The organism is Nocardioides secundeburneus, from assembly GCF_039939255.1.
GTDB lineage: Bacteria > Actinomycetota > Actinomycetes > Propionibacteriales > Nocardioidaceae > Nocardioides.
Map to the genome: position 1 here is coordinate 1 of NZ_JBDUUE010000011.1, position 25,993 is coordinate 25,993.

The window sequence follows — 25,993 nt, forward strand, 5'->3', positions numbered from 1 at the left end:
TCTTCGAGGCCACCCGCTTCGCCACCGGCCGCAAGAACGCCATCCGCATCGAGATCAACGGCTCACGCGGCAGCCTCGCCTTCGACTTCGAGGACATGAACGTCCTGGAGTTCTTCGACGCCACCGAGCCCGACGAGACCGCCGGCTTCCGCCGCATCCTGGTCACCGAGCCCGGCCACCCCTACGTGGGCGCGTGGTGGCCCCCCGGCCACGGCCTCGGCTACGAGCACGGCTTCACCCACCAGGCCGTCGACCTCGTCAACGCCATCGCCCAGGGCGTCGACCCGGCGCCCACCTTCGCCGACGGGCTGCACGTCCAGCGCGTGCTGGGTGCCGTCGAGACCAGCAGTGACACCCGTGCCTGGCAGGAGATCCCCGCCTAGGACCACCGTCCCGAACGACCCCGGTGTGCGCCCGCACATCGGGGTCGTCGGCATGCCCGGAGTTCCGTCATCGTTGACCTCGACAACCGATCGACGATCGGCGAAATCAGCGCGACTTATGCCTTGACGCCGTCAAAAGCGCCTCTTTAATGTGACGACTGCCACGGGCGCGAGTGACGCCCGACACACCCAGAAGGGCGACGTCGCGCATGCCGCACCACTCGGAACACTCGGGGAGCTCCCACCCCCGTCGCACCACCCGCACATCCCGGACCACTCGCAGCACCACCGGATCGCCGCGGCGCGGCCTGGCGCTCGGCCTCGTCGCCGCGCTGGCCGCCGGCGTGATGGGCCTCCTGCCCACCTCGACGGCCGCGGCCGCGCCCGTGGCGGCGCCCAGCGCCGTCGACGTCGCCGACGCCCCGGTGGCCGTCGACGCCGCCCCGGCGGCGGCGGCGAAGGCAGACGACCCGCCCGACCTCAGCAAGTTCCAGAAGGTCGTCCTCGGCCAGGGCAACACGCTCGGCGAGGTCATGGAGCTCACCGTCGCCCCCGACGGCCGGGTCTTCTTCATCACCCGCGCCGGCGACATCCAGATGTACGACCCGGCCGACGGCTCGATCGAGATCATCATGCTCGCCGCGCAGCTCGACGTCTGGAGCGGCCTGGAGGACGGCGGCCTCGGCATCACGCTCGACCCCGACTTCGCCACCAACAACCACATCTACGTCTACTACGCCCCGCAGCCGAAGTCGCTGAACGCCAACCGACTCTCGCGCCTCACGCTCGAGGAGAACGCCCAGACCGGGGCCGTGTCGATCTCGAAGGCCAGCGAGAAGGTCATCCTGCACGTCGGCACGCAGCGCAACATCTGCTGCCACTCGGCCGGCTCGCTGCAGTTCGACGGCGAGGGCGTGCTCCACCTGACCACCGGCGACAACACCTCGTCGTCCGACAACGGCGGCTTCTCGCCGCACGACGAGCGCCCCGGTCGCAACGACTACGACGCCCAGGACTCCGCGGGCAACACCAACGACCTGCGCGGCAAGATGCTGCGCATCATCCCGCGCGCCGACGACCTCGGTGACGAGAACCCGCCCGAGTCGAGCACCGGCATGTCCTACGACATCCCCGACGGCAACCTGTTCGGCGAGGGCGGCAAGTACCCGACCGCCAAGTACCCCACCGCCGACGCCGCCAAGACCCGGCCCGAGATCTACGTCATGGGCCTGCGCAACCCCTACCGCCTCGGCACCGACCCCGAGTCCGACGCCGTCTACTGGGGCGAGGTCGGCCCCGACTCGCGCAGCAACGACCCCGGTCGTGGCCCGCGGCACCAGGAGGAGTTCAACCGCACCACCGAGGCCATGAACGGCGGCTGGCCCTACTGCGGCGGCGAGGTCGGCGACGACCTGACCAAGCAGGACTTCGGTGGCGCCTACGTCGACTGGGACTTCGTCACCAACACCGCCAAGAAGAACCCCGACGGCAGCCTCAAGCGGTTCCCCTGCAACGACCCCAACGGCATGACCGGGGTCAACGACTCGCCCAACAACACCGGCCTCACCGACCTGCCGCCGATGACCGACGCCTGGATCCCCTACTCCACCTCGGCCCCGTTCAAGTACCCCCAGGTCGAGGGCTCGACGCCCACGGGCGCGCAGGTCTACCGCCAGTCGCGCAACACGATGACGAAGGACACCGCCTTCCCGGCCCACTTCGAGGGCTCGGTCTTCATCTCCGAGATGAGCCGCGGCTGGATCAAGGAGGTCCGCACCAACCCCGACGGCTCCATCGCCTCGATCAACACGTTCATGCAGGGCTTCTTCGCCCCCGGTGACATGGAGTTCGGCCCCGACGGCTCGCTCTACGTGCTCGAGTACGGCTCGGGCTTCTTCTCCGGCTCGCCCGACACCAAGCTCGTCCGCATCGACTACGCCGTGAACGGCTCGGCCCCGCAGGTCAAGGTCGCCGCGACGCCGTCCGAGGGCAAGACGCCCCTCACCGTCACGTTCTCCAGCGCGGGCACCGTCGACCCCGACGGCGACACGATGACCTACTCGTGGGACTTCGACAACAACGGCACCCCGGACTCGTCCGCGGCCAACCCCACCTACACCTACTCCGCGGCCGGCGACTACTCCGCCACCCTCAAGGTGACCGACTCGACCGGCAAGACGGCCACGGGCCAGGTCATCGTCAACGTCGGCAACACGCGTCCGGTCCTCGACTTCACCGCGCCGATCGACGGCGGCTTCTTCGCCCCTGGCGACGACGTCGACTACGACGTCACGGTCACCGACGGCGAGGAGACCGTCGACTGTGCCCGCGTCGAGGTCTCCGAGGGCCTCGGTCACGACATCCACGCCCACCCGCTGCAGAGCGAGTTCGGGTGCGCGGGCACGATGACGATGTCCGACTCCACCGACCACGGTGAGGACGCCAACATCTACGGCCAGCTGGCCGCGACCTACACCGACCGCGGCGGCAGCAACGGTGCCAACGGCCCCCTCACCGGTCGTGACCTGATCACGCTGCAGCCCAAGCGCAAGCAGGCCGAGCACAGCAACGGTCGCTCCGGCGTCAGCGAGACCGGCTACGACGACAAGTCGGGCACGCGTCCCGGCGCCGGCGGCATCATCACCGGGATGGGGAACAACGACCACATCTCCTACAACCCGATGAGCCTGTCGGGCATGAGCTCGATCGCGGTCACCTACTCCGGCAACCCGGCCGCCGGTGCGGCCATCGAGGTCCGGGCCGGCGCGGCCAACGGACCGGTCGCCGCCCGCATCCCGCTCAACGGCGGCACGCAAGGCCTCTACTACTACAAGACCGTCACCGGCGAGATCACCAGCCGCGTGGCCGACCAGGGCGGCCGCCCGCTTTTCTTCGTCTACACCGGCAGTGGTGAGATGAACTTCGACGAGGTGCGCTTCACCGGCTCGGGCATCGCCTCCAACGTCGCCCCGTTCATCACCGCCGCCACGGCCACCCCGACCGACGGTGCCGCCCCGCTCGCCGTCCAGTTCGCCGCGCAGGCGACCGACGCCGACGGCGACGCGATCACCTACACCTGGGACTTCGGCGTCGCCGGCACCGAGACCGACAAGGCCACGGGCCAGAACGTCTCGTACACCTACCAGGCCCCCGGCACCTACACCGCCCGGGTCACCGCCACCGACACCACCGGCAAGAGCAGCAGCAAGACCGTCCAGGTGATCGTGCGGCGCGCCTGCGCCACGCTGCCCACGGCCGACGCCGGCTACGAGCTGCTCTTCAACGGCCGCAACCTCGACGGCTGGAAGCAGTCGGGTCCGGGCGGCTTCGTCGTCGAGGACTGCACGCTGACCTCGTTCGGTGGTCTCGGCCTGCTGTGGAACACCACCCAGCAGTACGACGACTACTCGATGAAGCTGCAGTTCAAGCTGAGCGACGAGGGCGACAACTCCGGTGTCTTCACCCGCTTCCCCGACCCCGGCAACGACCCGTTCAACGCCGTCGACGACGGTCACGAGATCCAGATCAAGGAGGGGCAGCCCAACGACGAGCCCCAGAAGACCGGATCGGTCTACAACTTCGACCGTGAGGACCGTCGCAACGCCAAGCCGATCGGTGAGTGGAACGACTACGAGATCCGCGTGACCGGCCAGACCTACGTGATGACGCTCAACGGCGTCGAGGTCAACCGCTACACCTCCGACGGCTCGCGCGGCATCACCGGCTACGTCGGCCTGCAGAACCACGGCGACGCCGACGTCGTCTCGTTCCGCAACGTGCAGATCCGCGAGCTCGAGATCGACGAGCCGTTCGTCAACAAGGTCACGGCGACGCCGGCCCGTGGCGCGGCCCCGCTCGAGGCGACCTTCGTCGCCGAGGGTATCGACCGCCAGGGTGACGCCCTCACCTACGAGTGGGACTTCGGCGACGGCTCCCCGAAGACGACCGGTGCCGCGACGATCAAGCACACCTACACGGCCAAGGGCAGCTACGCCGCGAAGGTCACGCCCATCGACGTCGACGGCACCCGCGGCCAGGCCGTCGAGGCCTCCGCCGTCACGGTGCTCACCGACCCGGTGCCCACCGCCACGGCCACGCCGAGCTGCGGCATCGCCCCCGTCGAGGTCGCCTTCTCCGGCACCGCCGTCGACCCGCAGGGCCAGGCCGTCACCTACGCCTGGGACTTCGGCGTCGAGGGTGACGCCGACACCTCCACCGAGGCGAGCCCGACCTTCACCTACACCACGCCCGGCACCTACACCGCCACGCTCGTCGTCACCGACCCCGACGGCAACACCGGCACCACCACGGTGCGGGTGCGCGCCCTCGAGTCCGGGGTGTGCCGTGCGGTCGCCGACCTGACGTCGTTCTTCAACAACGACGGCATCTCGACCCACGCCAACCCCGGCAACGGCAACTTCGACGGCGGCGGCTGGGCCTACGCGTCCGAGACGCTGCCCGAGGCCGTGCGCGCCAACGGCGGCTCGCTCGTCGTCAACGGCGTCGACCACGAGTTCCCGAGCCCGGTCGACGGGCGCAACAACAACGTCGAGGCCAACGGCCAGACGATCCCGCTGCCCTCGGGCCGGTTCTCCGGCCTCAGCATCCTGGCCTCGGCCCACAACGGCGACGTCCAGCAGCCGGCGACCATCACCTACGGAGACGGTTCGACGTCCACGGTGCAGCTGCGTTTCACCGACTGGGCCGTCGCGCCGAAGTTCGGCGAGGGCATCGCGATCGCCATGCCACACCGGCACAACAGCGGTGGCGACACCGGGCCGGCGGTCTCCATCTGGCAGCAGCAGGTCGCGCTGCAGGACAAGGACGTCGTCAGCATCAAGCTGCCGGTCGACGCCAAGCTGCACATCTTCGCGATCTCCGGCGTCACCGAGGGCGAGGAGCCGCCGTGCGGCCAGACCCGACGCTCCGACGAGTTCGACGACGGCGACCTGCGCGACAACTGCCTGTGGAGCGTGCGACGCGAGAACACCGAGCTCTACGACGTCGGTGGCGGCTCGCTCAACCTGCAGGCCGGTCTGGGCGAGTACAACTCGGCGCCCAACCTCATCACCCAGGCGGTCCCGGAGGGCGAGTGGGAGGTCACGAGCAAGCTGACCTTCGACCCGAGGGAGGAGGGCCAGCAGGCCGGACTCGTGGTCGCCGGTGCCGGCGGGTCGGGCTTCGCGAAGCTGATGTTCGTCCGCAAGAGCAACGAGGGCAACGAGTGGATCGAGTTCCTCAAGAGCAGCGACCCCAACAACTCCTTCGACTTCAACGGCAACTGGCACAGCGGCGGTAGCGGTTTCGGCGGGCCCTTCCTGCCGGCCGACTTCCCGACGACGTTCTGGCTGCGCTTCGCCTCCGACGGCACCCAGCTCACGGGCTGGTACTCCACCGACGGCGAGGAGTTCACCCAGGTCGGCGACGCCCGCGCCCTGGCCGGCATCGACGCCCCGCGCGTCGGCGTCATGGCCCTGCGTGGTGCCTCGCCCACCGCGGTGACCGCGAAGTACGACTACGTCCGCTTCGCCGGCGAGCCGGTCGAGGTCCGACCCGAGGTGCCGGCGGTCGAGCCCACGGTCACGTCGTGCTCGCGCGGCGACGACTTCGCCGCGGCGCTCGACACCACCCGCTGGAACGGCATCCTGCGCGCCAACCCCGACCTGATGAAGGTCGAGGACGGCAAGCTCAAGCTGCAGACCGGTCCCGGTGAGCTCACGGAGGGCTCGCCCAACCTGATCCTGCAGAGCCTGCCCGAGGGCCCCTACACGGCCGTCACGAAGATGAGGCTCGCGACGACCGCCGAGGGCCAGCAGGCCGGACTCGTGATGCACAACCCGACCGGCGGCGGCTACCTCAAGCTCGCCTTCGTCAACAAGGGCAGCGGCAACCGCTGGGTCGAGTTCCTGCGCAACGAGGGAGGCAACAACGATTTCTCGGGCAACTGGCACTCCGGACCGGGCGGCGACTTCGGTGGCCCGTTCCTGCCCGGCGACTTCCCCGAGACCGTGTACCTGCGGATCTCGTCGGCCGACGGCGTCACCTACCGCGGTGAGTTCTCCGTCGACGGCGAGACCTGGGAGTCGGCCGGTGACGACCGACGCGGCTTCGGTACCGGCTCGTTCGTCGGGCCCTACGCCCTGCGTGGTCAGGGTGGCACCGTGGCGACCGCCGAGTACGACTGGTTCGCCGTCGGGCCCGAGCGTGAGTGCTCGGAGAACACCGCGCCCGAGGTGACGGCGTCCGCGACGCCGCTCACCGGCACCGCTCCGCTCGAGGTCGACTTCACCGCCGAGGGCACCGACGCCGACGGCGACGAGCTCGTCTACACCTGGGCCTTCGGCGACGCGAGCGGCGGTGGCACGCCCACCGGCGAGACCGTCAGCCACACCTACACCCAGGCCGGCACCTACACCGCGACGGTGACCGCGACCGACCCCGACGGCGCCACCGGCACCGACACGGTCGAGATCGTCGTCCAGGGTCAGCAGGGCCCGCGCACCTGGGTGGTCGACGCCGTCGACTCGCCCACCAGCGCGTGGGTCGCCGAGTCCACCGGCACCTCGGAGGTCAAGGTCAAGGTCGGCGACACGGTCGAGTGGCAGTTCGACCGGGCCACGATGAGCCACGACCTCACCTCGCGCGACCAGAGCGGGTTCGCGACCTGGGACCCGCCCCTGCAGGCCGTGCGCGACCCCGGTGGCGCGCCGGTGCGCTACACCTTCACCAAGCCCGGCACCTACTACTACATCTGCGTCATCCACGGCGCGACGATGCAGGGCACGGTCGTCGTCGAGGAGGGCGACCCCGAGCCGGTCAACAGCGCGCCGACGGCGAACCCGCTCGTCGACCCGCGTACCGGTGGGGCCCCGCTCTACGTCCACTTCGAGGCGCGAGCCAGCGACGCCGACGGCGACCCGCTGACCTACGCCTGGGACTTCGGCGACGGCACGGCGGTCGACACCCACGACCACGCCCACCACACCTACAGCCAGCCCGGCCGCTACTGGCCGACGCTGACCGTGAAGGACGGGCGCGGCGGTGAGTTCAAGCGCGAGTTCGAGATCACCGTGACCGGCGGTCAGGCACCGCTCGTGCGAGCCGGGGTCAGCACCCAGGCCGGCGACGCCCCGCTCAACGTCACGGGAACCGGCAGCGCCGAGGACCCGCAGAACGACGACATGACGTACAAGTGGGACTTCGGCGACCCGGGCACCGCGACGAACATCGTCGACGGCACGCGTGGCAACCACACCTACGCCAAGCCCGGCGTCTACACCGCCACCTTCAGCGCGACCGACCCGTCGGGCAACGTCGGCAAGCGGTCGTTCCGGATCGTCGTCGGCGGCGAGCCGCCGGTCGACCCCGAGCCGGAGGAGCCGGTCCGCGAGATCGAGCTCACCGCGAGCGCCGCGCCGTCCACCGGCGAGGCCCCGCTGCCGGTCAGCTTCGACACCGAGGTGTCGCAGCCGACCACCGTCGGCGGCGACCTGAAGGTCTTCGCCAACGGCGTCGGTGCCTGGGACGACGTCGAGGGCACCACGACGATGACCCGTTGGGGTGCCTCGACCGACACGTTCCTCGAGCTGTCGGGCGTCAAGCCGAACTCGACGCACATGGTGCACGTGCACGAGCAGTCGTGCGCCGACAACAACGCCGGGGCGCACTACCGCTTCGACGAGGACAAGCCGTTCGAGGAGGCCAACGAGATCTGGCTGACCTTCACCTCCGACGCCGAGGGCAAGGCCTCGGTCGCGGTGACGGACCCGCAGCGTGCCGGTGACAAGGCCGTCTCGCTCGTCGTCCACCAGCCCGACATGGGTGCCGGCCGGATCGCCTGCGCCGACTACACGCCGGTCGACGACGACAAGCTCACCTACGAGTGGGACTTCGACGACGGCACCACCGGCACCGGCGCCTCGCCCGAGCACACCTACACCGAGGCGGGCACCTACGACGCGGTCGTCACGGTCACCCACGCCGGCCCGCACCCCGCGGCCGGTGGCGGCGGCCACGACGGTCACGACGCCCACGCCCGCCACGACGGTGAGCACGAGGGTGAGCACCCGAGCGCCACGGCCACGGTCCGCGTCGTCGTCGAGGAGGGCGAGGTCCCGGAGCAGCCCGACACCGAGGCGCCCGACACCCGCGTGGTGTCCGGTCCGTCCGGCGTCACCGGCAACCGCACGGCGTCGTTCCGCTTCGGCTCCACCGAGGTGGGCAGCACCTTCGAGTGCAGCCTCGACGGTGCCGGGTGGAAGCCCTGCTCGACCGTCACGACCTACCGCAACCTGCGCGACGGCAGCTACCGGCTCATGGTCCGCGCGGTCGACGCCGCCGGCAACCGCGACGCCAGCCCGGCCGTGCGCACGTTCCGGGTCGACACCCGTGGCCCGTCGGTGAGCGCGATCGGCCCGAAGGGTGCCGTCAAGGGTCGCACCCCGACGATCCGGGCCACCGTCCGCGACGCCGGCCGGCTCTCGGCCGGCAGCGTGACCCTGCGGGTCGACGGGAAGGCACGCTCGATCAGCTTCAACCCCAGCACTGGCAAGCTCACCTTCAAGTCGCGCCAGCGCATGTCGTTCGGCAAGCACACCGTCCGCCTCGTGGCGGTCGACGAAGCCGGCAACCGCACGGTGAAGACGTGGACCTTCCGGATCCGCCGCTGACCGCCCGTCCATGACGCACCGCCCGGCACCCCACCCACGGGTGCCGGGCGGTGCGCCCCACCCGCCCACAGCTGCACCACGCCACAGAAGGCAGATCAGCATGAGAAGGTTCCGATCACCCGTGTCCCACCTGAGGGTCCGCGCCCGGTCGCTCGTCGCCGGCGTCGCTGCCGTCGCCGTCACCGGTGGCGTCATGGCCGCCGCTCCCGCACAGGCCGCACCCGCCCAGCCCGACCTCGCGCCCTACGTCATGGACACGACGTCGTCGTCGTTGCCCGAGGTACTGCGCGACCTGCCCGAGGGCCTGCCCGACGCCGCTCAGCCGCTGCGCCGCGTGGCCCCGACCTACGACGTCCTGGTCTTCTCCAAGACGGCCGGCTTCCGCCACGACTCGATCCCCGCGGGCGTCCGGGCCATCCAGAAGCTCGGTGCGCAGTACGGCTTCACCGTCACCGCGACCGAGGACTCCACGGTCTTCAACGCCACCGAGCTCGACAAGTACGAGGCTGTGGTGTGGCTCTCCACCACCAGCGACGTGCTCAACGCGACCCAGCAGACGGCGTTCGAGAACTACATCAAGGGCGGCGGTGGCTACGTCGGCGTCCACGCGGCCTCCGACACCGAGTACACCTGGCCCTGGTACGGCAAGCTCGTCGGCGCCTACTTCCGCAACCACCCGGCCGGCACGCCGACCGCGACGATCGACGTCGAGGACACGACGACGGCGTCCACGTGCGCCCTGCCGGACCGCTGGACGCGCACCGACGAGTGGTACAACTTCCAGCCGACCGAGGGCACCTTCGCCGGCGGCTCCCTGCCGTTCGTGGGTGGCAACGGCCCCGCCACGGTGCCGGACTACTCCCCGCGGTCCAACTCCAACATCAACGTCCTGGCCTCCCTCGACGAGTCGACGTACGACGAGGTCGACGGCAACACCACCGACGACGACCACCCGATCGCCTGGTACCAGGAGTTCGACGGCGGCCGCAGCTTCTACACCGGTGGTGGCCACACGCAGGCCTCGTTCTCCGAGCCGCTCTTCGAGCTGCACCTGCTCGGCGGCATCCAGTACGCCGCCGAGCAGGCCCCCGACGCCTGCACCCCGGTGCCGCCGGGTGACGAGTCGTTCGAGCAGGTCACGCTGGCCAAGGGCGTCGACAAGGTCGGCGAGCCGATGAGCATCTCGGTGCTGCCCGACGGTCGCGTGCTGCACAACGCCCGCGACGGCCGGATCTTCCTCACCGACCTCGACGGCAACACCACCGAGCTCTACGACGTGCCGATCTACTCCCACGACGAGGACGGCCTGCAGAGCCTCACGGTCAGCCCGACCTTCGAGGAGGACGGCTGGGTCTACCTCTACTACGCCCCGCCGCTGAACACCCCGGCCGGCGATGCGCCGAACGACGGCACCGCCGCGCAGTTCGAGACGTGGAAGGGCTACAACGTCCTGACCCGCATGAAGATGGTCAACGACGCCCTGGTGCCCTCGACCGAGCAGGAGCTGCTGCGCGTCGAGGCCGACCGCGGCATCTGCTGCCACGCCGGCGGGGCCATCGACTTCGACGCCGAGGGCAACCTCTACCTGTCCACCGGTGACGACTCCAACCCCTTCGCCTCCGACGGCTACGCCCCGCTCGACGACCGGCTGACCCGCAACCCGGCCTACGACGCCCAGCGCAGCTCGTCGAACACCAACGACCTGCGCGGCAAGGTCCTGCGCATCACGCCCAACGCGACCACGGCGACGTACACGATCCCCGACGGCAACCTCTTCGACGAAGACGCCGACGCCGCAGGCAAGACGCGGCCCGAGATCTACGCCATGGGCTTCCGCAACCCGTTCCGCATGACGGTCGACAAGCGCACCGGCTACGTCTACCTCGGCGAGTACGGCCCCGACGCCGGTGGCGCCAACGCCAACCGCGGCCCCGGCGGCATCGTGGAGTTCAACCAGATCAAGGCCGCCGGCAACTTCGGCTGGCCCTACTGCACGGGCAACAACACCGCGGCCGAGACCTACAACGACTGGAACTTCGCCACGAACGCGACCGGTCCGAAGTTCAACTGCGCGGCCCCGGTCAACAACAGCCCGCGCAACACCGGCCTGACCAACCTGCCGCCCGCGCAGCCGGCGTGGATCGCCTACGACGGCGGCAACGTCACCTACAACGGCGTCACCACCAACGAGTTCGGTGGCGGCGGCGAGGGCCCGATGGCCGGCCCGGTCTACAACTACGACCCCGACCTCGCCTCCGACGTGAAGTTCCCCGAGTACTTCGACAACCACTTCTTCGCCGGGGAGTGGACCCGCGGCTGGATCCGCGACATCCCGATGGACTCGACCGGCAAGATCACCGGCATCGACACGTTCTTCGACTCGATGACGCTCTACGCCGCGATGGACATGGAGTTCGGCCCCGACGGCTCGCTCTACGTGCTCGACTACGGCAACGGGGGCTACTTCACGGGCAACGAGAACTCGGCCGTCTACAAGATCAACGCGATCAACGAGGGCGAGCGTGCCCCGACCGCCAATGCGACGGCGACGCCCGACTCCGGCACGGGCAACCTGACGGTGCAGTTCTCCAGCGCCGGCTCGAGCGACCCCGACGAGGGCGACTCGATCGCCTCCTACTCCTGGGACTTCCAGAACGACGGCACGCCCGACTCGACGCAGCCGAACCCGACGTTCACCTACACGACGAACGGCGTGTACGACGCGCGGCTCACGGTCACCGACACCACCGGGCGCACCGGCACCGCCACCGCGGTGGTCACGGTCGGCAACACCCGGCCCACGGTCGACATCGAGCTGCCGCCCAACGGCGGGTTCTTCGAGTTCGGTGACTCCGTGCGGGTCAAGGTCAACGTGACCGACCCCGAGGACGGCACGATCGACTGCACCAAGGTCGAGATCGACTACGTGCTCGGACACGACTCCCACGGTCACCCGCTGAGCTCGCGCACCGGGTGCGACGTCACCCTGCCGACGGTGCGCGACGAGGGCCACGACGCCTCCGCCAACATCTTCGGCGTCATCAACGCCAGCTACACCGACGGCGGCGGTGCCGGCGGCATCCGGTCGCTCATCGGTGACGACGAGATCGTGCTGCAGCCCAAGCGCAAGCAGGCCGAGCACTTCTCCTCCCAGCAGGGTGTGGCCACCGAGGCCACCACCGACCCCCTGGGCGGCGCCCGCAACCTGTCGAACATCGACGCGGGCGACTACGTCTCCTACGAGCCGATCAGCCTGTTCCAGGTGCCGACGATGCGCTTCCGCGTCGCCTCGGCCGGGGCCGGCGGCTCCATCGAGGCCCGCCTCGACAGCCCGACCGGACCGCTCGCCGGCACCGTCGCGGTGCCCGTGACCGGTGGCTGGCAGACCTGGCAGACCGTCGACATGCCGATCGACGCCGCGGCGCAGACCGGCACGCACGAGCTGTTCCTGGTGTTCAAGAACGCCAACCCCGCCGCGACCGGGCTGTTCAACGTGAACTTCTTCGACGCGGCCGGCAAGGGCGTCTCGCTCAACTCCAAGCCGCAGGTCGGCGCGGCCGGCACGCCCACCCAAGGCACCGGCCCGCTCACGGTCGACTTCACCGGCAGCGCCACGGACTTCGACGGCGACACGCTCACCTACGCGTGGGACTTCGGTGACGGCGGCACGGCCACCACGCTGAACGCCCAGCACACCTACACCGAGGCGGGCACCTACACCGCCCGCCTGACCGCGACCGACCCGCAGGGCGCCGTCGGCACCTCCACGGTGACGATCCGCGTCTTCGACAGCTGCGGCGTGCAGAAGTCCGACGAGTTCGACGGCACCTCGCTCGACGGCAAGTGGCAGGTCATCCGGCCGAGCGGCAACATCGCCGTCACGGGCGGCAACCTGACCATGCCGATCGACACCGGCAGCCTCTACGGCCCCGGCGGCAACGCCAAGGACGTCGTCGTCCAGGCCACGCCCGACGGCGCCTGGCAGGCCACGGCCAAGGTCTCGGCCGTGGTCAGCGAGAACTACCAGCAGGCCGGCCTGCGGGTCTACTCCGACGACGAGAACTGGGCCTCGGTGCACCTGATCTCGGCCGGCGGCACCCGCGACGTCGAGTTCATCTACGAGAACAACGCCGGCGGCTCGCTCGTGACCCGCAACAACGCCGAGGACAAGCTCGGCGGCGTCCCGGCGGAGTTCCCGTCGACGTACTACGTGCGGATCACCTCCGACGGCACCGACCTGCGTGCGTCGTACTCCACCGACGGTGTGGCGTTCAGCCCGGTCGGTCGCCCGGCCCCGCTGAGCACCTTCGCTGCGCCGAAGATCGGCCCCGCGGCCGTGTCGGGTGGTGCCGCGACCTCGCCGACGGTCTCCTTCGACTGGGTGCGCTTCGACCCCGACGGCACGTCGGACGTCTCGGACCCGACCGACGAGTTCGAGGGCACCACGCTCGAGGAGTGCCGCTGGAACGCGATCGTCCGTGAGGACGCCTCGCTCTACCGCGTCGCCGACGGCAAGCTCACGATCGACGCCACCCTCGGTGACCTCTACCAGGACTCGGCCTCGGAGCCCGACACGCGCAACATCATCCTGCAGTCGGACACCAATACCACCGAGGACTACTCGATCGAGACCCGTGTCTCGACGACCTTCACCGACGGCTACGCCCAGGCCGGCCTGATCATCTACGGCGACGACGACAACTACGTCAAGCTCGACCCGATCGCCGACGTGGGCCAGGGCCGGATCAACCGTGTCGAGCTCCGCTCGGAGTCCGGTGCGGCCATCCTCAACCCGCAGCCCGAGGTGGCAGCGCCGGCCAACGTGTCGTCCTACCGGCTCAAGCTGACCAAGACCGGCAACAGCTACGTCGGTGAGGTCGCCTTCGACGGCGGCGACTGGCAGCCGGTCGGCACGGTCACCAACCCGACGGCCGACATGGACTTCGGTCTGTTCGCCCTCGGGGTCCAGCAGGCTGATCGGACGGCGTCGTTCGACTACTTCCGGGTCGAGGGCACCGACGTCAACCGTCCGCCGCTCGCGGCCGACGACACGGCCAACACCGTGCAGGCCACCGCGGTCGACGTGGCGGTGCTCGGCAACGACTCCGACCCCGACGGCGACACCCTCACCGTCACGGAGGTGACCGACCCCGCCGGCGGCTCGGCGGCCGTCAACGCCGACGGCACGGTCCGCTACACCCCGGACGCCACCTTCACCGGCACCGACACGTTCGACTACACCGTCTCCGACGGCAACGGTGGCACCGACACCGCCCGCGTCACGGTGACCGTGTTCGAGGACTGCGACTTCGGTGACGCCTCCGACCCGTTCGACGGCACGGAGCTCGACACGTGCCGCTGGAACGCGATCGTGGCCGAGGACCCGGACACCTACCGGGTCGAGGGCGGCAACCTGGTCATCACCACGACGCCGGGCGAGATCTACCAGGGCGGCACCAGCAAGTCGAACCTCGTCATGCAGTCGCCCGACCACGCGTCGGCCGACTGGACGATCGAGACGCTGGCCGACGTCACCGGTCTCGACGGCGGCTACAGCCAGGCCGGCCTCATGGCCTACGGCAGCGATGCAAACTACGTCAAGATCGTCGCGATCTCCGACGACGGCCGCACCGCTCCCAACCGGTTCGAGCTGCGTTCCGAGGTCAACGACGTCATCGTCGGCACCGACCCCCAGCCGGAGGTCACCGTGCCCGAGGGCGCCGAGCTGAGCGCCGTCCGGCTGCGTCTGCAGAAGGCCGGCACGACCTACACCGGCTCGGTCTCCTTCGACGGGGGCGCCACCTGGGTCGAGATGCCCAAGACCGTCGACCACCCGATGACCGCGCCGCGGTTCGGTGTGTTCGCCGCCGGTGTGCTGCAGAGCGGCGACGAGGTGTCCTTCGACGAGTTCCTCGTCGAGTCGGTCGTGACCAACAACCCGCCGGTGGCGGTCGACGACACGGCCACGACCCGGGAGGGCACGGCGGTCCAGATCGACGTGCTCGCCAACGACACGGACGCCGACGCCGACGCCGTGCTCGAGGTCACCGAGGTCACCGAGCCCGCCAGCGGCACGGCCACGATCGCGGCCGACGGCCGGGTCACCTACACCCCGGCAGCCGGGTTCGTCGGCAAGGACACCTTCGACTACACGGTGTCCGACGGAACGGCGAGCGACGTCGGCACCGTGACGGTCACGGTGACGAAGGCTCCGGCCACGTTGCCCGACACCCGCATCACGTCGGCTCCGAAGGGCACGGTCCGCAACCGCACGGCCACGATCCGGTTCAACGCCACCCAGCCGGGCACCTTCCAGTGCTCGCTCGACGGCGGTGCCTGGAGCGAGTGCATGTCGCCTCGGACCCTGCGCGGTCTGAAGGACGGTCGGCACACGTTCCGGGTGCGCGCGGTGAGCGCCGCCGGCACCGACGCCACGCCGGCCGTGGCCACCTGGACGGTCGACGCGACGGGTCCGCGCATCCGTGCGACCACCCCGACCGGCGCCGTCCGGGCCCGGAAGCCGAAGATCGGTGCGGTCGTGACCGACGCCGTCTCGGCGGTGCGGGCACGTGACCTGGTGCTGTTCGTCGACGGCAAGCGGGTCAAGGGCACGACGTTCAACGCCCGTACCGGCAAGCTGACCTGGAAGGCGAAGCGGCCGATGTCGGTCGGTCGTCACCAGGTCCGCCTGGTCGCCCTCGACGCGGCCGGCAACCGCACGGTCAAGACGTGGAGCTTCCGCGTGCGTCGTTGATCCGACGGTGAGGTAGCGCGACGGCGCCGGTGGTCGACGACCACCGGCGCCGTCGTCGTCCTACGGGAAGACGGTGGTCGAGGAGTAGCGGGGCGAGGTGCACGGTGGTCGAGGTGCGAGCGGAGCGAACCTCGAGATCCGTCGACGCGGTCGCGCGCCGGCGGTCGCACCGTCAGTCCTTCGCGGTCGACTCCGGGACGCCGTAGACGATCGGGACGTACTCACGGTGCCGGGCGATCCAGCCCTTGATGAACGGGCACATGGGCAGCACGCGGCGCCCGCCTGAGTCGCGGACGTCGTCGAGGGCGAAGCGGGCGAGCGACGAGCCGACGCCCTGTCCCTCGAACGCCGGGTCGACCTCGGTGTGGGTGAAGACGACGAGGCCGTCGGCGAGGATGTACTCGGCGAAGCCGGCCAGCTTGCCGTCGACGTGCGCCTCGTAACGGGTCTTGTCGGGGGAGTGGGACACGACGGTCTCGGACATGCGGGGTTCCTTCGTCTCGGTGGTGGGTCTCGACCGGCGACCGGGGTCGGGCTCGCCTCGTTCACCTCGTCACGCACCCAGTGTGGGGTGCGTGTCCAGCACGCCCGTGCCGCGCACCGCGTGGGTGGAGGCCGGCTCCTCAGCGTGTTCACGACGTTCTCAGGTGTTCCAACCCCTGAGAACGTCAGGGGTACCCGGTGCACCGGGTACTCCCCGCCGCCGGGTGCAGGAACCGAGGACGCGAGCGATCAGCTGGACGCAGCGAGCGGGTTGGCCAACATGGCGTTGACCGACTGCGGCTCGAGGAACTGCTGGACGGCCATGGTGGCTGCGCCGATGACGCCGGCGTGCTCGCCGGTCTGGGCCGGGACGACGCTCAGCTCGCCGGTGGCGAGGGGGAGCGAGCGGGCGTAGATGACCTCGCGGACGCCGGCGAGCAGGCTCGGGGCGCCGCCGGCGAGCGCACCGCCGAGCACGATGACCGACGGGTTGAGCAGGCTGACGCAGGAGGCCAGGATCTCGCCGATGTCGCGACCGGCGCGACGGATGGCGGCGACGGCGTCGCGGTCGCCGCTGGCGAGCCGCTCGAGCACGACCCGGCTGGCGTCGGCGCGGCCGGCCTGGGCGGGGTCGAGCTCGACGGCGATCGCGCGTGCGCTCGCGATGGCCTCGAGGCAGCCGTAGTTGCCGCAGCCGCACAGCGCGTCGCCGCCGCGCGGGCTCTGGACGTGACCGAGGTCGCCGGCCGAGCCCTGGGCGCCGCGGTGGAGGCGGCGCCCGCTGATGATGCCGGCGCCGATGCCCGTGGCGATCTTGACGAACACCAGGTGCTCGACGTGCGGGTAGGCGACCGAGTGCTCGCCGAGCGCCATCAGGTTGACGTCGTTGTCGACGAGGACCGGGGCGCCGAGTCGCTCGCCGACCCAGTCGGCGACGGCGAAGCCGTCCCAGCCGGGCATGATCGGCGGTTTGACCGGACGGCCTGTCTGGTGCTCGACCGGGCCGGGCAGACCGATGCCGACGCCGGCCAGGTCGGCCCGGGTGCGCCCGACCTGCTGGAGCAACAGGTCGGCGACCTGCACGAGCCAGGTCAGCGTGGCCTCGGGGCCGTCGGCGATGTCGAGGTCGGCCACCTCCTCGGCGAGCACGGTGGCAGTGAGGTCGGTGAGCGCCGCGCGGCCGTGGGTCACGCCGAAGTCGGCGGCCAGCACCAGCTTGGCGCGGGGGTTGAACGCGAAGCGGGTGGGCGGGCGTCCACCGGTGGAGCGGCTCTGGCCGGAAGGCTGCAGCAGGCCGGCGGCGAGCAGGCCCTCGATGCGTCCGGCAACGGTGGAGCGCGCCAGCCCGGTCAGCTCGATGAGGTCGGCGCGCGTGCGCGGCTCGCCGTCGAGCATGAGGCTGAGCAGGTCGCCGGCGCCGGGGGGCGCGGCCGAGGGCACGGGGGTCACGACCTCCATGCCGGCCGCGGGCAGCGTCTGCGTCATGGTGTGCACTCTGCCACGTCGGACGCGGCGACGGAATGACTTGTGCGCGTCGCGTCGCGATGTTTTGTCCGGAGTCGTGCAAAAGTAGCCGACTTTAGTCGGTGACCATGGACAGTGTGGGACCGTTGTGACCGAATGCACGGGCTCGTGCGCGTCGGCGCACTCCCAGTGAACCACTGAACACCGAACCACCGGAGGACGCGTGCTGTCGGGACTTGGCGCGACGATCGCCCGACGTCGTCACTGGGTGCTCTCCGCCTGGGCGCTGCTCACGCTGGTCGGCGCGGTGCTCGGCGGCTCGGTCTACGACGAGACCGAGACCATCGACGGCACCCGACCCGGCCTCGAGTCCAGCGACGTCGCCGATCGCATCGACGAGATCGAGCCCGAGGGCGACACGGTCGTCGCGGTCATCGCCGGCCGCGATTTCTTCGCCACCGACCTGGTGACCCAGGCGAGCCGGATCATGTTCGAGGTCCGCGAGATCGACGGCGTCTCCGAGGTCACCGACGCCTACACCTCCGGAGGCCTCATCGGCGACGACGGCGAGAGCTCGCTCGTCGTCGTCGAGCTCGAGCGCGGGCTCGACGACGACCGCGCCCTCGAGGTCGCCGAGCAGGTGGCCGAGAAGCTGCGCGAGGTCGACTCGCCGGTCGTGCTCGTGGGTGGCGAGCTGCTCTCGGAGCAGGCCTTCGCCGAGCAGGCGATCGCCGACACCGTGCGGGGCGAGCTGATCGCCCTGGCCTTCCTGTGCGTCGCGCTGCTGCTGATCCTCGGCGGGGGCCGGGCCGCGGCCCTGCCGCTCGCGGCCGCGCTCGCCGTCATCGCCTCGACGCTGCTGGCCCTGACGGCGCTCGCCGGCGTGGCGTCGGTGAGCGAGTTCGCCGTCAACGTCGTCACGTTGCTCGGCATCGGGCTCGCCGTCGACTACAGCCTCATCCTCGTCTTCCGCTTCCGCGAGGAGGCCGCGGCCGACCGCAAGGCGTCCCTCGAGGTGCTGCTCGCGCGCACCACGGCCTCCGCCGGCCGGGCCGTGCTCGTCTCCGGTCTCGCGATCGCGACGGCGATGGCCGGTCTCTACGCCTTCGCCGACCCGGTGCTGGCCGCCATGGCCCTCGGCGGCGCGCTCGTCGTCGTGCTGGCCACGGCCGCCGGGCTCACGCTCGTGCCGGCGCTCATCGCGGTCACCCACCGCCACCTGCCGGCGCCGGGCTCGCAGACCTGGGTGTGGCGCCACGTGCGGCGGGGCCGCGGACGACGCGGGCCCGGCCTGCTCGAGCGCCTCGCCCGGTTCGCCCAGCGCCGTCCCCTGGCGGTCGTGCTGGCCGGTATCGGTGCGCTGGTCGTGCTCGCGCTGCCGGCCTTCCAGATCGAGCTGGCCAACTCCGACGCCTCGGCGCTGCCCCCCGGCAGCGAGGAGCGACAGGCGGCCGAGCTGGTCGAGGAGGGCTTCGACGACGCCGTGCAGCCCGTCGACGTGCTCGTCGACGGAGACCCGACGGTGCCCGACGTCCAGGCGCTCATCGAGGAGCTCAAGGCGCTGCCCGGTGCCGACGAGGTGTTCGTGCGCGAGCAGGTGCAGGGCGTCACCTGGCTGCAGGTGCAGCCCGTCGGACCGCAGGCCGGCCCCGAGGCCCAGCAGCTGGTGCGCGACGTCCGCGCGCTGCAGGACGACGACGACCTCGACCTGCGGTGGGAGGCCGGTGGGCCGGCCGCCGAGCTCGTCGACGCCAAGGACGCCACGGTCGACCGCCTCCCGCTCGCGCTGGCGCTCGTGCTGCTCGCGACCTTCGTCCTGCTGCTCGTGCTCACCGGCTCGGTCGTGGTGCCGCTCAAGGCGATCGCGCTCAACCTGCTTACGCTCGCGGCGACGTTCGGCGTCCTGGTCGCGGTCTTCCAGTGGGGCTGGGCCTCGGGCCTGCTCGGTTTCGAGCCGTGGGGTGCCATCGACCTCACGACGCCGCTGCTGCTGTTCGTCTTCGTCTTCGGACTGTCGATGGACTACGAGGTCTTCCTCCTCTCGCGCATCAAGGAGGAGTGGGACCGCCGGCGCGACGACACCCGCGCCGCCAACGACCGCGCCGTGGTCGCCGGGATCGCGGCCACCGGTCCCGTGGTCACGGCGGCGGCGATCTGCATCGGCATCGTCTTCCTCGGCTTCGCCGTGGGCGAGCTGATCGCGGTCAAGGAGATCGGGGTCGGCATGACCGTCGCCGTGCTGCTCGACGTCACCGTGGTGCGGGGCCTCCTGCTGCCGGCCTCGATGTCGCTGCTCGGGCGTTGGAACTGGTGGCGACCGTTCGTGGCCCCGACACCGCCGGCCGTGCCGGTCGCGAAGCAGCGCGCGAGGGCCGGCACGAAGCCCGTCGGCGGGACCCGGAAATAACGTTTCGCACGAGTTTCGTCTGAACACTGGACAGAAGTCGTGTGTTCGTCGTCATAATGCCTGTGTCTCGGTGTGATTGCCGTCATAACCGTCGGAAGGACGTTCTTCGTGTCACCCACCTCTCAGCGCCCCGTTCGTAGGGGCCGCCGGCTCCTCGCGAGCGGGCTCGCCGCCGCCCTGGGCGTCGGCGTCATGGCCACCATGGCCACCGCATCCGCCGCTGCCGTGCCCGCGGGCGACGAGCCCGGCGTGACCATGCGCGTCTACAAGGTCCGTGCGGGCCTCACCTCGATCTGCACCCTCAAGCCGGCGCAGACCCCCAACGTCGACAAGCTGATGCAGAACATCAACTGGACGTCGGACGCCGACTTCAGCAGCGCGCAGGACCCGATGCAGGACAACTTCATCGCCCACGCGCTCGCCAACCTCTCGATCGACGCCGACGGCAGCTACGAGTTCCAGCTGACGAGCGACGACGGCTCGCGGCTGTTCATCGACGACAAGCAGGTCATCAACAACGACGGCCTCCACGGCGCCGAGGCCAAGACCGGCTCCGTCACGCTGGCGGCCGGCGTCCACAAGCTCCGCGTGGAGTTCCTCGAGGCCACCGGTGGCCAGGAGCTCACGCTGCGCTGGAAGAAGCCCGGCCAGACCGCCTTCAGCCTCGTCGGCAACGACGTGCTCTCGACCCAGGCCGGCGTCACCCGCGTCGTCGCCCCCGGCACCAAGGAGTGCGAGGGCGCCTACGACGCCCCCGGCGACGGTCTGCCGCTCGACGGCGTCAACCCCGGCTACACCCTCACCAACCTGCGTGAGGCCAGCTGGCAGCCCAAGGTCACCGGCATGGCGTGGGACGGCGACGACCTGATCCTCACCACCTGGGGCGGCACCGGCAGCCCGACCAACCAGACCTCCGAGGGCGAGCTCTTCCGCCTCAAGGGCGTCACGACCGCCACCAGCCCGGCCGGCGTCACCCGCACGCTCCTGGCCTCTGGTCTGCGCGAGCCGCAGGGCGTCGCCGTGGTCGACACGAACGACGACGGCAAGAACGAGATCTTCGTCGCCGAGAAGCACCAGATCAGCAAGTTCGAGGTGGGCACGAACGGCCAGCTCGCGCCGAAGACCGCGCTGTGGCAGGTGCCGACCAGCGGCAACTTCCACGAGTTCGCCTTCGGTCTGCTGCACCGCGACAACAAGTTCATCCTGAACACCTCGGTCTCCATCGACTACGGCGGCGCGACCACCAACCCGCAGATGGCGCCGCTGCTGCCCGACGGCCGCCAGGCCCGTGGCAACTCGATCACGGTCGACGACACCACCGGTGCGATGGAGATCGTCGCCGGCGGCCTGCGCACGCCCAACGGCATCGGCTTCGGTCCCGACAACGGCGTCTTCGTCACCGACAACCAGGGTGGCTGGCTGCCGGCCTCCACGCTGGTGCAGGTCAAGCAGGGCGCGAACTTCGGCCACCGGACCAACCCGGCCGGCCCGTTCCAGTCGGCCCCCGTCAGCAAGCCCGTGCTGTGGATGCCGCAGAACGAGATCGCCAACTCGCCCAGCACCCCCGTCATGCTCAAGAGCGGCCCGTTCGCCGGTCAGCTGATGATCGGTGACGTCACCTACGGCGGTCTGCAGCGCGCCTTCCTCGAGAAGGTCGACGGCGAGTTCCAGGGTGCGCTCTTCCGCGGCACCCAGGGCCTCGAGGCCGGCGTCAACGAGGTCCTCGGCGGCCCCGGCGACATCCTCATCACCGGCGGCATCGGCGGTGGCGGCAACTGGGAGCAGGCCGGCAAGCTCACCTACGGCCTGCAGAAGCTGACCCCGAACGCCAACACCCCGTTCGAGATGAAGTCGATGGAGGTCGTCGAGGGCGGCTTCAAGATCACCTACACCGAGCCGCTCGCCGCAGCCACCCTCACCGACCTCGCGAGCAAGTACAGCGTCGAGCAGTGGGGCTACCGCCGCACCGCGGCCTACGGCGGCCCGAAGATCGACCAGGAGACGCTGACGGTCACCTCCGCGACCCCCTCGGCCGACGGCACCAGCGTGACCCTGGCCCTCGACGGTCTCAAGCCCGACCGCGTCGTCCACCTGCGCTCGCCGCGACCGTTCGCCGCGGCCAGCAGCAAGGTGCTCTACAACACCGAGGCCTGGTACACGCTCAACACGCTGCCCGGCTACGTCGCCCCGCCGGCGCCGCCGGCCATCCCGGGCCTCTACGAGCTCGAGGACCAGTCGCTGCTCGGCACCGCCAACCCGCAGACCGAGCACGCCGGCTACAGCGGCTCCGGCTTCGTCGCCGGCTTCGACAAGCAGGGCGCCGGCGTCAGCACCTCCGTGACCGCCACCGTCACCGGTGAGCACGAGATCGCGCTGCGCTACGCCAACGGTCCGAACCCGTTCCAGGGCCCGAAGAAGATCACGATGGTCGTCAACGACATCAAGCAGCAGATCACGCTGCCCTCGACCGGCACCTGGAAGACCTGGGGCGTCCACCGCTTCAAGCTCGACCTGCAGCAGGGCCTCAACAGCATCGTGCTGCGCTACGACGCCGGCGACGACGGCAACGTCAACCTCGACATGATGAAGATCGTCCCCGAGGGCGGCACCATCTACGAGGCCGAGGACGGCGAGCTCGAGAACGGCGCCAAGGCCGACACCGAGCACGCCGGCTACACCGGCAGCGGCTTCATGGGCGGCACCTGGAACCAGGGCGCCAGCACCACGCTCAAGGTGCATGCCGCCGAGACCGGCGACCACCCCACCACCATCCGGTTCGCCAACGGCCCCAACCCGCAGCCCAACCAGACCAAGAACATGACGGTCACGGTCGGCGACACCTCGCAGCGCGTCGCCTTCCCGCCGGGCGGCAGCTGGAAGACCTGGCTGACCAAGGACGTCGTCCTGCCGCTCCAGCAGGGTGAGAACACCGTCAAGGTCGCCTACGCCGCCGGCGACGAGGGCAACGTCAACATCGACCACCTCGCCGTCCGCATGCCCGGTGCCCTCGACTGCGGCACCACGCCGATCGCGCCCAACGACACCTTCGACGGCACCAAGCTCGACCGGTGCCGCTGGAACGTGGTCAACGAGGTCGCGGCCGGACACCGCCTCAACAACGGCAAGCTCGAGATCAACGCCCGCCCCGGTGACCTCAGCGGTGGCACCACCTCCGCCGAGAACCTCGTCCTGCAGAAGACCCCGCAGGCTGACAACACCTGGACCGCCGAGACCACGGTCGCCGTCGACGGCACCGACGACTACATCCAGTCCGGTCTCGTGGCCTACGGCGACCCGCAGAACTACGGCAAGCTCGTGGTCATGAACCACCCGCAGAACGGGTGGGTCGTCGAGCTCGGCAAGATCACCGGCGGTGGCCTGGCCTACAGCCCGATCCAGAAGCTGCCCGTCGGCGCCAACAAGACCGGCGTCCGGCTCAAGCTGATCTCCGACGGCTTCGCGCTGCGCGGTCAATACTCGGTCGACGCCGGCGCCACCTGGGTCAACGTCGGCGCGCAGCCGGCCGGCTCGACCTTCGGCCTCAGCGGGATCGGCCGGCCCATGCTCGGACTGGCCGCCTACAACGGCACCGGCACCGAGATCGCCACGTTCGACGACTTCGCCGTCACCGACACCCAGCTCGCGCCCGACACCTGCACCCCCACCCCCGCCGACGCGGGCTACAAGGTGCTCTACGACGGCACGCGGGCCGACCTCACCGACGGCTGGACCATGGCCGGCCCCGGCGAGATGGTCCACCAGCCGTCGACGGCCGGCAACGTCGCCTGCTCGATGCTCACCAGCGGTGGGTTCGGCCTGCTGTGGCACACCGACCCGATCGACTACGACTACTCGCTGACGTTGGACTGGATGAAGCCCGGCAACGGCAACTCGGGCATCTTCGTCGGCTTCCCCGACCCGAAGGGCGGCACGCAGGGCCCGATCGACCTCGGCCACGAGATCCAGATCGACGCCACCGACGCCGACAACAAGACGACCGGTGCGATCTACAACTTCCAGGGCGCCGACAAGACCGCCCGGGACGCCGCGCTCAAGCCGGACGGTCAGTGGAACAGCTACGACATCGTGGTGGAGGGCAACCGCATCCGGGTGTACCTCAACGACGTGCTGATCAACGACTTCACCAACACCGACCCGAACCGGATGAAGAAGCCGTCGTTCGTCGGCCTGCAGACCCACGGTTCCGCCGAGGACCAGGTCTACTTCCGCAACGTCCAGCTCAAGAACCTGGACGCCGTGGACCCGGAGCCGGTGGCCTCGACCACGACCGTGACGGCGAACCCGTCGTCGGTGCAGGTCGGTCAGACCTCGACGGTCACCGTCGACGTCAAGGCCACGGGTGCGACGCCGTCCGGCTCGGTCACGCTGACCGACAACGGCCAGGCCGTGGGTTCCGCGGTCGCGCTGGTCGACGGCAAGGCGACGTTCCAGGTGGGTCCCTACACGACGGCGGGCAACCGGGCGTTCGTGGCGACCTACGCGGGCAGCACGACGGTGGCCGGTTCGACCGGCAACGGTGCGCTGACCGTGACCGCCGCTCCTGACCCGGAGCCGGTGGCCTCGACCACGACCGTGACGGCGAACCCGTCGTCGGTGCAGGTCGGTCAGGCCTCGACGGTCACCGTCGACGTCAAGGCCACGGGTGCGACGCCGTCCGGCTCGGTCACGCTGACCGACAACGGCCAGGCCGTGGGTTCCGCGGTCGCGCTGGTCGACGGCAAGGCGACGTTCCAGGTGGGTCCCTACACGACGGCGGGCAACCGGGCGTTCGTGGCGACCTACGCGGGCAGCACGACGGTGGCCGGTTCGACCGGCAACGGTGCGCTGACCGTGACCGCCGCTCCTGACCCGGAGCCGGTGGCCTCGACCACGACCGTGACGGCGAACCCGTCGTCGGTGCAGGTCGGTCAGACCTCGACGATCACCGTCGACGTCAAGGCCACGGGTGCGACGCCGACCGGCTCGGTGATGCTGACCGACAACGGCCAGCCGGCTGGTGCGGCCGACCTGGTCGACGGCAAGGCCACCTTCACGGCCGGGCCCTACGACACCGCGGGCAGCCACGACTTCGTGGCGACCTTCGAGGGCAGCACCACCGTCGCCGGCTCGACCGGCAACGGCTCGCTGACCGTCACCGCGGTGCCTACCCCGCAGCCGGTCGCCTCGACCGTGACCGCGAAGGTCGCACCCGCCTCCGTGCAGGTGGGCAAGCGGGCCACGGTGCAGGTCACCGTGACCGCCGAGGGCGCCACCCCGACCGGCCAGGTCGTCGTCCGAGACGGCGCCTGGGTCATCGGCACCGGCATGCTCACCCCCGCGGGCAAGGTCGTCGTCAAGACCGACCCGATGATGACGGTGGGCAACCAGACGCTGAGCATCAGCTACGCCGGCGACAGCGCCGTCCAGCCGGGCTCGACGACCGTGCAGGTGACCGTCACGGCCAAGCCGAAGCCGAAGCCGTCGCTCACGGTCAAGCCGGCCAAGGTCGACGCCGGCAAGAACCGCCGCTTCGGCGCGGTCCAGGTGACCTGCAAGCCGGCCGGCGCCCGGTGCGTCGGCACGGTGCGGCTCTGGTCGGGCAACCGGTCGCTCGGCATCGCGAACTACGCGGTCTCGGGTGGCAAGAGCGCCACTGTCCAGCTGAAGCTCAGCAACCGGGCCCGCACGCTGCTCGCGCAGCGCCCGCGGGTCCAGGGCAAGCTCGTCGTCGCCGTCGACGGCGGCGGCAAGAGCACGATGAAGGTCACGCTGACGCGCTGACCCCAGCCCACCACCAGACCACCCGTCGCGCGCCGTGTGCAGCACGGCGCGC

The 25,993-nt window shown here is 70.5% G+C and carries 6 protein-coding genes and 1 pseudogene; 5 read left to right on the top strand and 2 right to left on the bottom strand.

What is annotated here, in order from left to right:
* The 3 genes and pseudogenes from ABFT23_RS22395 to ABFT23_RS22405 all read left to right on the top strand — a co-directional run.
* A pseudogene (locus ABFT23_RS22395) lies at positions 1–383 on the top strand (gfo/Idh/MocA family oxidoreductase); the annotation flags it as partial.
* Positions 384–730: 347 nt separating this feature from the next.
* Positions 731–9,052, top strand: coding sequence for a PKD domain-containing protein (locus ABFT23_RS22400; RefSeq protein ID WP_347899266.1), 8,322 nt, complete (start codon positions 731–733; stop codon positions 9,050–9,052).
* A gap of 121 nt (positions 9,053–9,173) precedes the next feature.
* Positions 9,174–15,806 carry a ThuA domain-containing protein gene (locus ABFT23_RS22405; RefSeq protein WP_347899267.1) on the top strand — a complete coding sequence of 2,211 codons (6,633 nt, stop codon included), beginning with the start codon at positions 9,174–9,176 and terminating at the stop codon, positions 15,804–15,806.
* A gap of 172 nt (positions 15,807–15,978) precedes the next feature.
* On the opposite strand, the gene ABFT23_RS22410 is transcribed toward ABFT23_RS22405, so the two are convergent.
* Both ABFT23_RS22410 and ABFT23_RS22415 read right to left on the bottom strand, forming a co-directional pair.
* Complete coding sequence (locus ABFT23_RS22410; protein ID WP_347899268.1) at positions 15,979–16,290, bottom strand: GNAT family N-acetyltransferase; 312 nt, start codon at positions 16,288–16,290, stop codon at positions 15,979–15,981.
* Between the two features lie 248 nt (positions 16,291–16,538).
* Positions 16,539–17,774 (bottom strand): ROK family transcriptional regulator, encoded by a 1,236-nt coding sequence (locus ABFT23_RS22415; RefSeq protein ID WP_347899269.1) that lies wholly within the window; start codon positions 17,772–17,774, stop codon positions 16,539–16,541.
* Between the two features lie 202 nt (positions 17,775–17,976).
* Between ABFT23_RS22415 and ABFT23_RS22420 the strand changes: the two genes are divergently transcribed.
* Positions 17,977–20,160, top strand: a complete 2,184-nt coding sequence (locus ABFT23_RS22420) for an MMPL family transporter (protein WP_347899270.1) — start codon at positions 17,977–17,979, stop codon at positions 20,158–20,160.
* A 108-nt stretch (positions 20,161–20,268) separates the two neighbouring features.
* Positions 20,269–25,941 carry an Ig-like domain repeat protein gene (locus ABFT23_RS22425; protein ID WP_347899271.1) on the top strand — a complete coding sequence of 1,891 codons (5,673 nt, stop codon included), beginning with the start codon at positions 20,269–20,271 and terminating at the stop codon, positions 25,939–25,941.
* Positions 25,942–25,993: the final 52 nt, after the last annotated feature.

Excerpts from the sequence above, each read along its gene's own strand:
- ABFT23_RS22415 (WP_347899269.1), bottom strand. The coding sequence starts at position 17,774 with ATGACGCAGACGCTGCCCGCGGCCGGCATGGAGGTCGTGACCCCCGTG.
- ABFT23_RS22400 (WP_347899266.1), top strand. The coding sequence starts at position 731 with ATGGGCCTCCTGCCCACCTCGACGGCCGCGGCCGCGCCCGTGGCGGCG.
- ABFT23_RS22410 (WP_347899268.1), bottom strand. The coding sequence starts at position 16,290 with ATGTCCGAGACCGTCGTGTCCCACTCCCCCGACAAGACCCGTTACGAG.